The sequence below is a fragment of the Streptomyces sp. NPDC045287 genome, assembly GCF_056432325.1.
In genome coordinates this window covers 164,614-178,027 of sequence record NZ_JBWKJG010000012.1, presented here as the reverse complement: position 1 = coordinate 178,027, position 13,414 = coordinate 164,614, and the positions used below count along the sequence as shown (strand labels likewise).

Annotated in this window: 13 protein-coding genes; 3 read left to right on the top strand and 10 right to left on the bottom strand. The window is 70.9% G+C overall.

The window, feature by feature from the left end; all coding sequences use genetic code 11:
• The first annotated feature begins 10 nt into the window (after positions 1–10).
• Together AC07D6_RS21020 and AC07D6_RS21015 are read left to right on the top strand one after the other, a co-directional pair.
• A complete protein-coding gene (locus AC07D6_RS21020; protein ID WP_391653397.1) occupies positions 11–418 on the top strand; it encodes a CUE domain-containing protein in 408 nt (135 codons plus the stop codon).
• Positions 419–1,624 (top strand): MAB_1171c family putative transporter, encoded by a 1,206-nt coding sequence (locus tag AC07D6_RS21015; RefSeq protein WP_479046460.1) that lies wholly within the window; start codon positions 419–421, stop codon positions 1,622–1,624.
• 38 nt (positions 1,625–1,662) lie between these two features.
• Here the strand turns inward: AC07D6_RS21015 and AC07D6_RS21010 are convergent, their stop codons facing one another.
• The 3 genes from AC07D6_RS21010 to AC07D6_RS21000 form a co-directional block, all read right to left on the bottom strand.
• Positions 1,663–2,127 (bottom strand): helix-turn-helix domain-containing protein, encoded by a 465-nt coding sequence (locus AC07D6_RS21010; protein ID WP_315878145.1) that lies wholly within the window; start codon positions 2,125–2,127, stop codon positions 1,663–1,665.
• Between the two features lie 27 nt (positions 2,128–2,154).
• Positions 2,155–3,492, bottom strand: a complete 1,338-nt coding sequence (locus AC07D6_RS21005) for an MATE family efflux transporter (RefSeq protein WP_479046457.1) — start codon at positions 3,490–3,492, stop codon at positions 2,155–2,157.
• A 73-nt stretch (positions 3,493–3,565) separates the two neighbouring features.
• Positions 3,566–4,543 carry a zinc-binding dehydrogenase gene (locus tag AC07D6_RS21000; RefSeq protein ID WP_479046455.1) on the bottom strand — a complete coding sequence of 326 codons (978 nt, stop codon included), beginning with the start codon at positions 4,541–4,543 and terminating at the stop codon, positions 3,566–3,568.
• 224 nt (positions 4,544–4,767) lie between these two features.
• Between AC07D6_RS21000 and AC07D6_RS20995 the strand changes: the two genes are divergently transcribed.
• Positions 4,768–5,319 carry a PadR family transcriptional regulator gene (locus tag AC07D6_RS20995; protein ID WP_479046452.1) on the top strand — a complete coding sequence of 184 codons (552 nt, stop codon included), beginning with the start codon at positions 4,768–4,770 and terminating at the stop codon, positions 5,317–5,319.
• A 52-nt stretch (positions 5,320–5,371) separates the two neighbouring features.
• Here the strand turns inward: AC07D6_RS20995 and AC07D6_RS20990 are convergent, their stop codons facing one another.
• From AC07D6_RS20990 to AC07D6_RS20960, 7 genes are all read right to left on the bottom strand, one after another.
• Positions 5,372–6,820 carry an amino acid permease gene (locus AC07D6_RS20990; protein ID WP_479046450.1) on the bottom strand — a complete coding sequence of 483 codons (1,449 nt, stop codon included), beginning with the start codon at positions 6,818–6,820 and terminating at the stop codon, positions 5,372–5,374.
• An 18-nt stretch (positions 6,821–6,838) separates the two neighbouring features.
• Positions 6,839–8,122: an ATP-grasp domain-containing protein gene (locus AC07D6_RS20985; RefSeq protein ID WP_479046447.1), complete on the bottom strand. Its 1,284-nt coding sequence runs from the start codon at positions 8,120–8,122 to the stop codon at positions 6,839–6,841.
• Entirely contained in the window at positions 8,115–9,155 is a 1,041-nt protein-coding gene (locus AC07D6_RS20980) for a hypothetical protein (protein ID WP_479046445.1), read from the bottom strand. The genes AC07D6_RS20985 and AC07D6_RS20980 overlap by 8 nt, the downstream gene beginning before the upstream one ends.
• A gap of 62 nt (positions 9,156–9,217) precedes the next feature.
• Positions 9,218–9,538, bottom strand: a complete 321-nt coding sequence (locus tag AC07D6_RS20975) for a hypothetical protein (protein WP_479046443.1) — start codon at positions 9,536–9,538, stop codon at positions 9,218–9,220.
• Complete coding sequence (locus AC07D6_RS20970; protein WP_479046441.1) at positions 9,535–11,271, bottom strand: carbamoyltransferase family protein; 1,737 nt, start codon at positions 11,269–11,271, stop codon at positions 9,535–9,537. Before AC07D6_RS20970 ends, AC07D6_RS20975 begins: the two co-directional genes overlap by 4 nt.
• 48 nt (positions 11,272–11,319) lie before the next feature.
• On the bottom strand, positions 11,320–12,060 hold the full coding sequence (locus AC07D6_RS20965) for an SDR family NAD(P)-dependent oxidoreductase (RefSeq protein WP_315878136.1): 741 nt from the start codon (positions 12,058–12,060) through the stop codon (positions 11,320–11,322).
• Entirely contained in the window at positions 12,057–13,361 is a 1,305-nt protein-coding gene (locus tag AC07D6_RS20960; RefSeq protein WP_479046438.1) for an aldehyde dehydrogenase family protein, read from the bottom strand. Before AC07D6_RS20960 ends, AC07D6_RS20965 begins: the two co-directional genes overlap by 4 nt.
• Positions 13,362–13,414 lie beyond the last annotated feature (53 nt).

The following is a 13,414-nucleotide window of genomic DNA, read 5'->3' as shown; positions in this document are numbered from 1 at the left end:
CCTCATCCCCATGGCGATACCGGGCTATTCGGTGAACGGCATGTGGATATCCACCAACATGGGCGACTTCGTTATTTATGAGGCTCGCACCACGCGCGCCCACCAGGAGCACATCATCGCCCATGAGCTCGCCCACATCCTCTGCGGGCACCAGGCGGTGGACAACGCGGAGAACGGCGTGCTCCGGCAGCTCTTCCCCGACATCGCGCCCGAGGTCGTACGGCGCGTGCTGCTGCGCACCAGGTACTCCGACAGCAATGAGCAGGAAGCGGAGATGATGGCCTCCCTGCTCCTCGCCCGGGGCCGGCAGTCCAGCGAGGCCACTCCGCCCCTGCACTCCACGGACGGCGAGGTCATCTCGCGGCTCAGGGCGGCCATCGCGATGGACCAGTCGGCTCAGGCCAACGCGGTGCGGTGAATGCTCTACACCCTTTTCTCGTGGGCCTGTGCGATCGCGACCCTGGCGGCGTTGCTGTACCGGCTCCCGGCGCTTCTTTCGAACCCGAGGAATCTGGCGCTGTCGGCCCTGTGCGCCTACTTCCTGTTCAACTCGATCGCCTATTTTGTCGACCTGGACGTCTTTCGGGGGCATTTCACCGCCTTACTTGGTTTCCCGAACGCCACCACCATCGTCGTCCAGGTCTCGGTGGTCATCCTCACCGCCGCACAGCAAATCACCGTGGTCAATCTGACGCTCCCGCCGCTGGAGGCGAAGCGTGCCACGCGGTGGCTCGCGGCCGGATTCGGTGTGGCAATAGCCGTACTCGTTCTGTTCTTCGTCGCCGTTCATCCGCACAAGGAGGCCAACGCCCAGGAGGCGATTTACCTCAACCTGCAGGACCCGGGGTACGCCCTCTACTTCACTTACTATTTGGCCGTCTGTGCCGCAGGAAGGTTCCAGACGGTCGTCTTCGCCTTCCGGTACGCGCGGACCATACCCGAATTCTGGCTGCGCCTCGGAATGTGGCTCGTCGCCGGCGGTTCAGCGCTCATTCTGGTCTATTGCGGTGTCCGTTACTGGCAGATTGCCGCCCTCCACACCACAGGGATCGTAGGCCCCTGGAAATCCCTCTTCTGGCTCATTGCAGACACGGGGACACTGATGCAGATCGTCGGCTGGACGATCCCCTTGTGGGGTCCGAGGCTGGAGATGATCGGTCGCTGGCTCGACGGCTATCGCAGCTATCTGCAGCTCGCTCCGCTGTGGCAGGCGGTGTACAGGGCGGCACCCGCCATCGCCCTGGAGAACCCGTCCGCCCGTCGTTTCGCGTGGATTCCGCCCAGGCCGCTCGACTACCACTTGTACCGTCGCGTCATCGAGATCAGGGACGCCGAGCTGATGCTCCGCCAGGCGGCGGACCCGATCGCCCTGCACCGTCTGGACCAGGCGCAGGGGTTACCCCATGAAGCCCTGTGCGAGGCGGTGGTGCTGCGCTCGGCGCTGCGGGCCGACCTCGGCGCGCTGCAGCGGGCCGACGCGTCACAGCAGGGGCGGTCGGTCCGTCAGCGGACGCCCGACCTCGGTCTCCGCCAGGAGATCGCCACCCTGATCCGGGTGTCGCGGGCCTTCCAGGCGCTGGACGAGCGCGTCGGGGCTCCTACGACGGGATTCCGGCAGGGATGACTTCCTCGCGGTTGCGTCCTCTCCGGCGGGCGCCGCCCTTACAGGCCGGTGCCGGGCTCGTCGTCCGACAGGCCCTCCAACTTCCGCAACTGGTCGATCATGCTGTGCAGCGCCTGCCGGCTGGACTCGGACAGTCCCGTCGACCGCAGGGCGATGTCACGCGCGTCGGATTGCTTCAGGGCTTCCAGCAGGCTCAACTGGTCATCGATCTTCCGCGATTCGTCCTCGTCGAGGAAGTAGGCCGCGCTGACCCCGCAGTACTGCGCGAGCGCCTCCAAGTGGCGCATCGTGGGATTCGTCTTGCGGCCCGTGCGCAATTGCCAGACGTAGGTCGCGCTGATCGTCTTCTCGCCCGCGGCGATATTGATCGCCGTCGCGACTTCCTCATTGGAAGGGGGACGCTGTCCGGAGGGCGCTGTGACGGTGAGCAAGTGTTCGAGCTTCTCCGCGAGGCTTCTCGGCTTTGAAGTCACTTCGTCCCTGTGATCGCTCGCCTCAGTCATGGCCCCCCTTCCCCTTTCGCGTCCCTGTCAGTTGTCAACTTTAGCTACCCGCGGCTCGGCTCGGCCACGCCTGTCCATGACGGACTCGTCCGCTCCCACCAGGCGCCGAAAGAGCAGGACCGTCATGACGTACTGGGTCGCCGTACCTATGATCATGGACAGCCACACGCCTTGTACGTCGAGGGCCGACAGAGAACTCAGCGCATAGGCTAGCGGAAGCTGCACACACGCCCCGAGCACGGTGACCCAGAACAGCGATCGGGCCTGCCCGCTGCCCATGAACACGCCACCCAGTCCGACCACCCCGGCGAGCAGGATCAGGTACGGCAGGAGGTACCAGAGCAGGATTTCACCCGAGTCGACGACTGACGACTCCTTGCTGAAGAAGCCCATGACCACTCGTCCGCCGAGTGCGAGGACCAGTCCGGCGCCGGCACCCACCGCCGTGGCGAGCAACAGGCTCTGCCGCCCGATGACCCGGTCCGCGTTCTGCCCGGCTCCCCGGGCGCGGGCGGCGAGGATGCTGCCGGCCTGGCGAAAGGCGTAGAAGGCCATGGTGACGAAGAGGATCAGCTTGATGCCGATGCCGTAGGCGGCGAGCGGGTCCTCGCCGAACCTGGCGACGATGCCCACGAGCGTGGCGCTGATGCCCATGCGGAGTACGAAGTCCCCGGACACCGGCAGCCCGACGCCCAGGATGCGACGCAGCGCGGCGGTCCAGCGCAGGGCGGTGGTCTCGCCACCGGTGTCGCCGAGGCGCTTGCGCCGCAGCAGTACGAGGCTCACGCCGAGGGCGACCGCCCGGCCCAGCATCATGCCGAGCGCGGCACCTTGGACGCCCATCTCCGGCAGGCCGCCGACGCCGTAGATCAGCAGCGGGTCCAGGACGAGGATGCAGGCGTTGGCGAGGATCGCCATCCGCATCGGCGTCCGGGTGTCCCCGGTGCCCTTGAAGATGCCGTCGACGACGTTCTGGGCGAAGAAGACCGCCATGCCGGGGAAGGCGATGGCGAAGAAGTCGACCGCCAGCCGGTGCACCTCCCCACCGCCGCTGCCCACCAGCAACTGTGCCACCTGGTCGCGGAGCAGGAATCCGCCCACGGCGACGACGGGCGTGATGACCAGCCAGAGGACCCCGGCCGCCCGGATCGCCACCGGCAGTTCCGACCGCCTGCCGCCTCCGATGGCGTCCGCGATCAGCACCGTCGTCCCGACGTTGGCCATGAGGATGACACCGAGCAGCACGTTCTCCAACGTGCTGGCGATGGCCACGGCACCCACCGCCGCCTCTCCGAGACGGGCCACCCAGACGGTGTCGATGATGCCGGCGACCACCCCGGAGAGCAGTTCCAGGTAGACCGGCACGCCCAGCCCCAATAACGCTCGACGGGTGGCGACCGGGCTGAGCGGTCCGCCTTCCGCGGGTGTCTCCCGGTTGTCAGGAGTGCTGGACAACGGCCACGACCTTTCCGACGGCTCGGTTGGCTTCCATGTGGTGGTGGGCGGCTGCGACTTCGGCGAGCGGGAAGACGCGGTCGATCAGGACCCGGCGGCCACCCTCGTCGATTGCGTGGAGATGCTCCTGAAGGGCCTGCCGCGCCCAGTCGCCGCTGTTGACGGAACTGCTGGAGAAGGTCGTCAGTGTGGCTCCGGAGGGGATGTCCTCCAGCGGCTCGAACCGGGGGATGATCCAGTCGTCGGAGACGATACCCGAGTTGCACACCCGGCCGCCGGGCGCCAGCAGGCGCAGGGAGTCGAGGACCGTGACACCGCCGACCAGGTCCAGTACCCGGTCGGCGCCGTCGGGCCAGATGGCGCGGACGCCCTCGCCGAGGCCGCCGCCCCGGTCGATCAGGACGTGGTCGGCGCCGTGCCGGAGCAGTTTCGGTGCCTTGCCGGGATCGCGCGTCGTGGCCGTCACCTCCACGCCCCGCTCCGCTGCGAGGGCGAGGGCCGCCATGCCGACGGAGGAGGTGGCGGCGCGGATCAGGAGCCGGTGACCGGGTCGCGGCTCCAGGGCCTCCAGGGATCCGTAGGCGGTGAGGAAGGACTCCGGGACGGCCGCGAGGACGTGCCACGGCAGGCGCGAGGTCACGGGCATGAGCTGGGCCGTGGGCAGCAGGGCGTACTGGGCGTAGCTGCCGTCGAACTGCCGTCCCATGCCGCCCATGGCGGCCGCGACCGTGGTGCCCGCGGGCAGGTCCGGGTCGGAGGAGGACTCCACGACCCCGACGCACTCGATGCCCAGAACGCGGGGAAACCGCACGGTGGGCGAGAGCCCGCGGCGTGTGAACAGCTCCGAACGGTTCAGCCCGAACGCCATCACGCGGACGAGCGTCCAGCCGTCCCGCGGCTCCGGACGGGGGAGTTCGCGTTCGTGGAGCACGTCGGGGCCACCGGGGTGCTCCACCACCATCGCTCGCATCGTCGTGCAGCCGGACACACACGCCCCTCTCTCTTCCCGCGCCTTCTCTTCCCAGCCGCGGGCGGGGCGGCTCCGTCGTTCCCGGCCTGGCGGTGAAGGCAGACTAACTCGATTCGTGTCACTCTAATAGAGGTAGTCGAGACTTTCGCTCAACGTCCACCGAACGACACGCCGTCCGTCGCCCAGACAGGGCGCCCAGACAGGGAAGGAAGACCGTGCTGACCCTCTCGATCCTCGGCTTTCTGGCAGAACGCCCCCTGCACGCCTACGAGTTGCGTCGCCGCATTTCGGATCTGATCGGCCACAACCGGCCGCTGAGCGACGGGGCGCTGTATCCGGCCATCGCCAGGCTGCGCAAGGCCGGGCACGTGGAACGCCGGGCCGAACCGGGCGACAGCGCCCCGCTGCGGCAGGTCCTGCAGATCACGCCCGCGGGCCGGGCGGAGCTGCTGCGCCGGCTGAGCGAGCCGAAGGAGACCGAGATCACCGACGGCGGATCCTTCTTCACCCTGCTGGCCTTCCTCAGCCAGGTGCCGGACCCCGAGCGGCAGGCGGCCGTCCTGCAACGGCGACTGGACTTCCTGGCCAGGCCGGGCAGCTTCTTCACCCGATCCGGCGCGCCGGTGCGCATCAAGGAGGAAGAGGACCGTTACCGCCGGGGAATGCTGATCATGGCGAGGGCGGCGCAGCGGGCGGAGCGTGCCTGGTTGAGCGAGATGCTCGAAGAACTGCGCGGAGCGGACGCGGCCGTCGAGCCGCGCTCGTGAAGGGGCGGGGGTGCGCACGCGGTCGGCCGTCCGCACCCCCGTCGCGCTGGGCTCAGTCCGTTCGGGACGCCGACCGGCGCCGCTGCCGCAGCACCCCGACGGCGAGGACCACGGCGGTCAGGATCCCCGTGCCCACCACCTGGGGGCGGGTGCCCCGGTCGGCGGCGAGCAGCACGAGGACGATCCCCATCGCGAGCAGCGCCAGCACCGTCAGGGCGGGGTAGCCCCAGACCCGTACCGTGAGCCGTTCCGGCGCCGTGCGCTCCAGTACGGCGCGCAGGCGCAGTTGCGTCGCCGCCACGGCCATCCAGACCACCAGCGCGATCGCTCCCACGGAGTTGAGCATCCAGAGGAACACGCTGTCGGGCCACTGGAAGTTCAGCAGCACCGAGACGAACCCGAAGGCCACGGAGGCGAGTACGGCCAGGCGCGGCACGCCGTTGCGGGAGAGCCTGCCCAGCGCGCCCGGGGCCGCCCGCCGCTCGGCGAGGGAGTAGACCATGCGCGACGCGGCGTAGAGGTTGGCGTTGAGGGCCGAGAGCAGCGCGACCAGCAGCACGACGTTCATGAGCTGAGCGGCGCCGGGCACGCCCACCCGGTCCAGCACCGCGACGAACGGGCTCTGGCCCACCCGGCTGTCGTTCCACGGGAGCACGGTCACGATGACGGTCACGGAGCCGACGTAGAACAGCATCAGCCGCCACACGACGCTGCGCATGGCCCTGCTCAGCCCGCGGGCGGGATCCTTGGTCTCCGCCGCCGCGAAGGTGACGACCTCCATGCCGCCGAACGAGAAGACCACGACGAGCAGGCCCGACAGCACCCCGTGCCAGCCGTGCGGGAGGAACCCGCCGTGGCCCGTCAGGTGGGACAGCCCGATGGCCTTCCCGCCGGGCAGCCACCCCATGACCGCCGCGGCGCCCAGCACGAGGAACGCGACGATCGCGGCGACCTTGAGGGCCGCGAACCAGAACTCGAACTCGCCGAAGGTGCCGACCGCCACCACATTGGCCACCGTGAAGACGGCCATGAAGAGGAGGACCCACGCCCAGGTGTCCACGGCCGGCACCCACCCGTGCACGATCACGGCCGCGCCCGTGGCCTCGATGGCCACGACCACGACGATCATGCACCAGTAGAGCCACCCGACGGTGAACCCCGCCCAGCCGCCCCAGGCCCGTTCGGCGTGGGAGGAGAACGAGCCCGCGGACGGCAGGGCCACCGACAGCTCGCCCATCATCCGCATGACGAGCACGGACAGCAGACCGGCCAGCACGAAGCTGATGAGGATGCCGGGCCCGGCCACGGCGATACCGGCTCCGGAGCCCACGAAGAGCCCGGAGCCGATCGCCCCTCCGAGGCCGATCATGGTCAGGTGCCGCTGCCGCAGCGGGGCGGAGAGCTCCGCGTCCGGCGTGCGCGCGGCCCGGGCCGTCGCGTCGACCGGCTCGTCGCCGAGGACGTCCGTGTCCGTACACGGTCCATCTGTCTGACTCGTCATCGCTGTGGGCTCCCGGGGTCAGTCGGTGTAGACGGGTTTGAGCACCTTCTCGGCGCCCTCCAGCGCCGAGAGGACCTGCTCGCGGCTCTCGCCCCGAGCGAGGATCAACGCGAAGCAGGAGACCGGGTTCTCCGGGTACTTGATGACCACGTGGTCACCCGGCTTGGCCATCCAGCGCACCCCGATCACACCCGGGATCTCCATGACCTCCTCGACGCCCGTGAAACCGGCGATCTCCCCGCTGCGGTCGGCCAGCAGCGGCGAGAACCCGGCGGGGGTCGGCTGCTCCTTGGCGGTGAAGTCCAGCGGCTCCCCGAGCACCGCCCGCAGGTACTCACGGGGGCCCCACACGCCGGTCGATTCCCGGATCGACTCCTGGACGAAGGCGGTGGTGCCGCCCAGACGCCCGTTCACCTCGATGATCTTCGGGCCCCCGTCGGTGAGCCGCAGTTCCACATGGGCTCCGCCGACCGTCGCGCCCAGTGCCTTCAGCGCGGCGACGGCGGTGTCGAGCAGCAGGGCCTGCTCGTCTCGTGACAGGGCCGACGGAGTGGCGTACGCGCCCTCGATGAAGTGCGGTTCCGCGAAGGGGTACGGCTTGTCGTGAATGGCCAGCAGGCGGTACTCACCGCCTCCGTACACGAGGTCCACGGCGAACTCCTCGCCCGATACGTACTCCTGTATCAGCACGCCGTCCGCCTGCGGATAGGCGTAGATGTGGGCGACGTTGGGAACGGAGTACGCGCCGTCGTGGAAGGCGTCGGGTTCGAAGAGCCCGGTGATGTTGTCGAACGCCGCCTTCAGCTCCGTCTCGTCCGACACCTTGGTCACGCCCTGACTGGACGCGCTGGCCTGCGGCTTGAGGACCAGGGGGAAGCCCAGTTCGGCCGCGGCCTCCTGGGCTTCGGCGAAGGTGGTGGCCACCCGGGTTCCGGGGGTGGGCACCTTGGCCTCCGTGAGCCGCTGCCCGGTCAGGAACTTGTCGCGCATGGCGCGCACCGCCTCCGGCGAGTTGCCCGGCAGGCCCAGTTCGGCCGCGATCCGGGCCGCCACGTGCAGGGAGCCCTCGTGGAAGGTGGCCACGGCGTCGACGTGGCCGCCGCGCGCGAGGTGGCCGCGGACCGCGGCGAGCACCGCCTCTTCGTCGAACTCGTCCACGGCCAGGTGGACGTCGTAGAGGCTGTCGTCCGCCGGGGGCGTCGCGGCGGCGAGCACCACTTCCAGGCCCATCTCGTGCGGGGTGCGCAGCAGGTCCGGGTTCTGGGAGGCCGCGATCATCAGCAGTACGCGGGATTCAGGCATGAGTTCTCCGTTGGTTCCGTTCGTCGGTGTCCGTGGGCCGGGGGCGGTGCCGCAGCCGCAGAGTGCCGGAGGCGAGGTCGAGAGCACGCCGGCAGGCCGTCGCGTCCTCGCCGACCGCGACGGCGAAAAGCACCCGGGAGGCGGGGCCCCGTTCGTCGGCGGTGTTCCCCGCCGCGATGGGGTGGATCTCCCAGATGCCGCCCGGCAGCTCATGGACGTCCAAGTCTGCCGCAGTGAAGGGGTGTTCAGGTTCCGAACCGGTGAAGCGCACTGCGGCAGCGCCGTTCCGGCGCGGGGTGGGATCGGGTTCGGCTCCCGCGGCGAGGTCGGCCCAGACCATCGGGCAGTCGATCCCCGTGGCGAGTGAGCCGGCGCGCAGCAGGGGGTCCGTGCCGAGCAGACCGAAGACGCGCGAGTACGCGGCCTGCCGGCCGGCGCCCCGCCCGGCCACGTGGACCTCGGTGGCGGTGAGGCCGCCGCGGACGCCGGGTTCCCGGTGCGCGGCGCGGACCGCCTCGGCGACGCCCCCGTGGCGCAGCAGCGGATCGGCGGCCTCCACCACGTAACCGCTGTCCCCGGCTTCCCCCTCCGGACGCGCCACGAACAGGGGGGAGGGCACGCCGTCCACGACCGCGCTGACGACCACGGCCGTCAGCGCGGTGCCGGGAGCGGACCCCCCGGACGGTGTGGACGGCGTGTCCCCGCGGGTGGCCGCGGCCCGGCGGCGCACGACCGTCCACAGGGCCGCCGTGGGCAGACCGGCACCCTCCGCGAGGGAGAGCGCCCGGTCCGCGGCGGCCTCCTGAAAGGTGACGACGCCCCTCGCGCCGGACGGGACGACGGCCTGCCCGCCGCCCCCCGCGGGCACGGACAGCAGACGGTAGCGGCGTTCGATGCGGTGCCGGGTCCAGCCGCCGTGGTCGTCGCTCTCGTCACCCACCAGGAGGAGGGTCGGGCGGCCGTCCGCCACGGGGACGTCCTGCCGGGGCGGAGCGTCGTGGCACACGTTCGGTGCGAGGGCCTTCGAGGCCATGGGGGAGGACCCTCCTTCGCGTCGTACCAACGGGACCGTCGGCCGGTGTGCCGCCTCGTGCTTCACCCTCTGCGGCCGGCGGACCCGGCGACCGCCCGCTCCCGCCGCCGGTCCGCCAGGGCCCGTACCGATACGGTGGTGGCGATCACGGAGGCCCGCATCGCGCCGAGGGCCTCCCTCGCCAGCTCCACGGCCCCGTCCCCGCCGTCGTCCGCGTCCAGTCCGGCCTCCTCGGCCGCCTGCGCGATCAGTGCGGCTCCTTCGACCGCCGAGACGATGGCCGAGTCCAGGGGATCGCGCCGGTCGACCGCGTCGAGCAGCTCGTCGAGCACCTGGTCGAGCAGGCGCTTGGTCGCGGCGGACCGGCCCTGCGGCGCCCTCATGCCAGGGGCCGCCGACTCGGGTGCCGCTCCGGGAGCTCACGGCCCGGCTTGGTCAGCAGCAGATCGCCGATGTAGAGGTGGTCGAGCTCGGTGTTCAGGAACGTCCTGACGGCGTCCGCGGGCGTCTCCACGATGGGCTCACCGGCGTCGTTGTACGAGGTGTTCAGCACCAGCGGCACCCCGGTGAGCTCGGCGAAGTGCGAGATCAGCTCGTGGTAGCGCGGGTTGACGTCCGGCTCGACGGTCTGCACCCGTGCCGTGCCGTCCACGTGGGTGATGGCCGGAACCTGCGTCCGGCGGCCCTCCCGGACCTCGGGCACGAGCAGCATGAACGGGCTGTCCCCGTGCATCTCGAACCACGTGTCCGCTTCCTCGCCCAGGACCGAGGGCGCGAACGGCCGGAAGACCTCGCGGTGCTTGACGACCTCGTTCAGGTAGTCGCGCACCTCGGGGTGGCGCGGATCGGCGAGCATGCTGCGGTGGCCGAGGGCCCGCGGACCGATCTCCGAACCGCCCTGGAACCAGCCGACCAGACGGTGCTCGGCGAGGAGTGCGGCGACCTCGGCGACCGTGGCCCGGCGCGACTCGACCTTCTCGCCGGCCGCCCGCACGGCCTGCTCGATCTCCTGGTCCGAGTAGTGGCGACCGGTCGATCCCGAGCGCACGGGGTGCCGCTCGGTACCACCCGCGATCGAGTAGTACCCGTAGTAGGCGGCACCGATCGCGGTACCCGCGTCACCGGCCGGCGGCAGGATGTAGACCTCGTCGAAGGGGCCCTCGGCGACGATCCGCTGGTTGGCGACGGAGTTGAGGGCGACGCCGCCGGTGAGGCAGAGCTTGCTCCGGCCGGTCACCTCGTGGGCGTACCGGGCGAGCTCCAGCATCGCCTCCTCGGTCTCGGCCTGGATCTTGTAGGCGACGTCCTTGGCGAACTGGTGCTGCCAGGAGCCCTTCTGCTTGGCGTCGTAGCCGTCACCGTCGGAGGCGTACCAGGAGTCCCACGCCTTCTCCATGTCCTCCGTACGAATCACCACGTTGCCCTCCTTGACGGTGAGCAGCCGCTGCCATTCGGGCCGGGGCCGGCCGTAGGGAGCCAGTCCCATGGTCTTGCCGGCCTCGGTGTAGCCGCCGCAGCCGAAGTCGCCGAAGGTGGGGTGGCCCCAGCGGGTGACGAATCCGAGCTTCGCGGAGAAGAAGCTGTAGAAGAGCCCGAGCCCCACCTCGCTCCAGTCCTCCGGGAAGGTCTCGGCGTGAACCCGCCGCAACGAGGTGCCGTCGCCGTCGAAGATGGTGTGCTTCTCGATGCGCCCGGTTCCCGGCACCTTGCTGCCCACGCCGTCCACGACCAGGACCGCCGCCTCGTCGAAGGGGGAGGCGAGGTAGCCGGCGTAGGCGTGGGTGAGGTGGTGCGACGGCATCGGCAGGCTGTGGACCTTGCTCTTGTCGCGGATCGGCAGCTCCCGCAGGATCCGCTCGCGGGCCTCGTCGCCCAGCGGCCGGTTGCCGACGACCACGTCCACGTCGTCGATGCCGATGCCGGCCGCGTCCAGGCAGTAGGTGATCGCCTTCATCGGCAGGACCTTCGACAGCTTCTCGAAGTGCCCGTGGATGATGAAGCCCTCGGAGTGCTTGAGCCGGTCCAGTCGCTCCTCTTCGACCGCCGCCACGATCCGTCCGTCCCGCAGCAGGCATGCGGCACGGTCGTGGCTCAGGTTGATGCCGAGTACGTACATGTCACAGTCTCCATATCGTTGGCGATGCCGAGAGTTTCTGATGGACCGTCAGATGAAGTGGCGTCCGGCGTCCACGACGAGGGTCTGTCCGGTCACCGCCGTCCCGGGGCCCAGCAAGAAGGCGGCGGCGTCCGCGACCTCCAGGGGGTCGACCAGCCGGCGCATGGCGGTGGTGCGGATGATGCCGTCGAGGACCGGGCCGTCCAGCGAGGAGGTCATCAGCGAATCCACCGGCCCGGGCGCGAGGGCGTTCACCCGGACGCCGTGGACCCCGAGGTCCCGGGCGGCGCTACGGGTCAGCCCGATCAGGCCGGCCTTGCTCGCGGCGTACTGCGGTCCGAACGCGCCGCCGGTCAGGGCGGCGACGCTGGATACGTTCACGACCGAGCCGCCGTCCTCGCGCAGCGCCGGCAGCAGTAGCTGGATCAGCCGGAACGGGGCGGTCAGATTGAGCCGCAGGGCCTGCTCCCAAGCCTCCAGGCTGATCGTTTCGAACGGCTCCGGCCGCGACCCGCCGGCGTTGTTCACCAGCCCGTCCACCGACGGCCACCGCCGCAGGACCTCGGCCGCCAGCCGTTCGGGGCCGTCCGGCTCCGAGAGGTCCGCCGCGACCGCGAACGCTTCACGGCCCGCCTCCCGTGCCGTTTCGAGGACCGGGTCGAGGGCGGCGGAGCCGCTGCGGTACTGGAGGGCGAGGTCGGCGCCGAGCTGGAGGAACCTGCGGGCCATGGCCCTGCCGAGGTCCCCGGAGGCCCCGGTGACCACGATGCGTTTGCCCTGGAGTGTCATGCGCTCTCCTCGCCCGGTACCGCGTAGCCGCGTACCACCTTCAGGAACTGGCCGATGTAGCCCTCGTGGGGCAGGTACGGATCGCGCCACCAGCCGGGGACGCGCCCGTGGACGACCGTGTGGATCGACGGCGTCCGCAGTGCCTCCTCCGCCAGGGCCGGATCCGTGCCGATCAGCGTCACGGCCAGCGAGTCGCGCAGCGGCGCGACCCCCTCGGCCGCGCGCCACGGCGCCACCCAGACGCAGGGGAAGGGGAGTTCGGTGCGCAGACCGGGGTGGTCGGACCGGTCCACGCACACCACGGCGGGCCGCAGCGCGGCCGCGTCGCCGTCGACGAGCGGTGTCGGGTCACCGTCGTAGTACGCCTCCGTCAGGTCCGGTGCGCCGTCGGCGGCAGCGGCGAGCGCCTGCCGCAGGGCCAGGGCCTCCTTGAGCCGCCGGGCCGGCAGGGCGGCGTCCGGATCGGTCACCGGCAGTACGGGCAGTGCCGCCAGCCGCTCGGCCAGCGCGGCGGCGAGCGCGCGGTGGTCGCCCGAGGTGAGGACGACGCTGGTGTTGGTGCAGCGGACCCCGCCGTCCTCGGCGATCTCCCCCACGAGGTGGTCGAGGAGGCCGTCGTCGACGGGGGCGTCCACGAGGATCTTGCTGCGGCCGGGCCCGTGGACCAGGACGCGGCTGTCGCCGCGCAGCCGGGCCACCGTGGCCTCGCCGCCGTACACCAGCGCCAGGTCCGCGGCGGTGATGAGCGTGTCGGCAGCGGAGTGCGAGCCGGGCAGCAGGCTCAGCAGACGGGCGGGGAGCCCGGCCTGGAGCAGCGCCCTGACCAGCCGCAGGGGCGTGATCGGATCGCGTGCGCCCGGACGCACCGCGACGCCGTAGCCCAGGGCGACGGCCTTCAGCCAACCGAGGTGGGTGGTCGGGTGGTTGCTCGGCGCGATCACGCCGAGCAGGGAACCCCGCCGGACCCAGCGGGCCGGTCGGCCCGGGGCGGCGCCGACGGGCCGTTGCTCGCCGACCACATCGGGCAGCAGCCCGCACTCGTGCTCCAGCCGGGCCAGCGTGCGGACCGGGACGCCGATGGGTACCCCGGAGGCCAGGGACTGCTGTCGGCAGTAGTCGTCGGGGGTCTGCCCCGCGATCGTCTCCGTGGCGAAGATCCGGCCCGCCTCGGCCAGCACCGAGGCCAGTTCCTCGGCGTCGGGCTCCGGAACCGCGTGCATGGCCTTGGCGGTCAGCCGGGTCAACAGGGGAGGGGCCTCGTGGACGGTCGCCAGGGCCGCTCCGGTGACGGAGTGCAGCACGTGCGTGTCGCGCGAAGTGCTCTCAACGCCTTGGCGAACTAGGGGTATGGACA

Excerpts from the sequence above, each read along its gene's own strand:
- AC07D6_RS21015 (WP_479046460.1), top strand. The coding sequence starts at position 419 with ATGCTCTACACCCTTTTCTCGTGGGCCTGTGCGATCGCGACCCTGGCG.
- AC07D6_RS20965 (WP_315878136.1), bottom strand. The coding sequence starts at position 12,060 with ATGACACTCCAGGGCAAACGCATCGTGGTCACCGGGGCCTCCGGGGAC.
- AC07D6_RS21010 (WP_315878145.1), bottom strand. The coding sequence starts at position 2,127 with ATGACTGAGGCGAGCGATCACAGGGACGAAGTGACTTCAAAGCCGAGA.
- AC07D6_RS21020 (WP_391653397.1), top strand. The coding sequence starts at position 11 with ATGGCGATACCGGGCTATTCGGTGAACGGCATGTGGATATCCACCAAC.
- AC07D6_RS20985 (WP_479046447.1), bottom strand. The coding sequence starts at position 8,122 with ATGCCTGAATCCCGCGTACTGCTGATGATCGCGGCCTCCCAGAACCCG.
- AC07D6_RS20990 (WP_479046450.1), bottom strand. The coding sequence starts at position 6,820 with ATGACGAGTCAGACAGATGGACCGTGTACGGACACGGACGTCCTCGGC.
- AC07D6_RS20975 (WP_479046443.1), bottom strand. The coding sequence starts at position 9,538 with ATGAGGGCGCCGCAGGGCCGGTCCGCCGCGACCAAGCGCCTGCTCGAC.
- AC07D6_RS20980 (WP_479046445.1), bottom strand. The coding sequence starts at position 9,155 with ATGGCCTCGAAGGCCCTCGCACCGAACGTGTGCCACGACGCTCCGCCC.
- AC07D6_RS20970 (WP_479046441.1), bottom strand. The coding sequence starts at position 11,271 with ATGTACGTACTCGGCATCAACCTGAGCCACGACCGTGCCGCATGCCTG.
- AC07D6_RS21000 (WP_479046455.1), bottom strand. The coding sequence starts at position 4,543 with ATGGTGGTGGAGCACCCCGGTGGCCCCGACGTGCTCCACGAACGCGAA.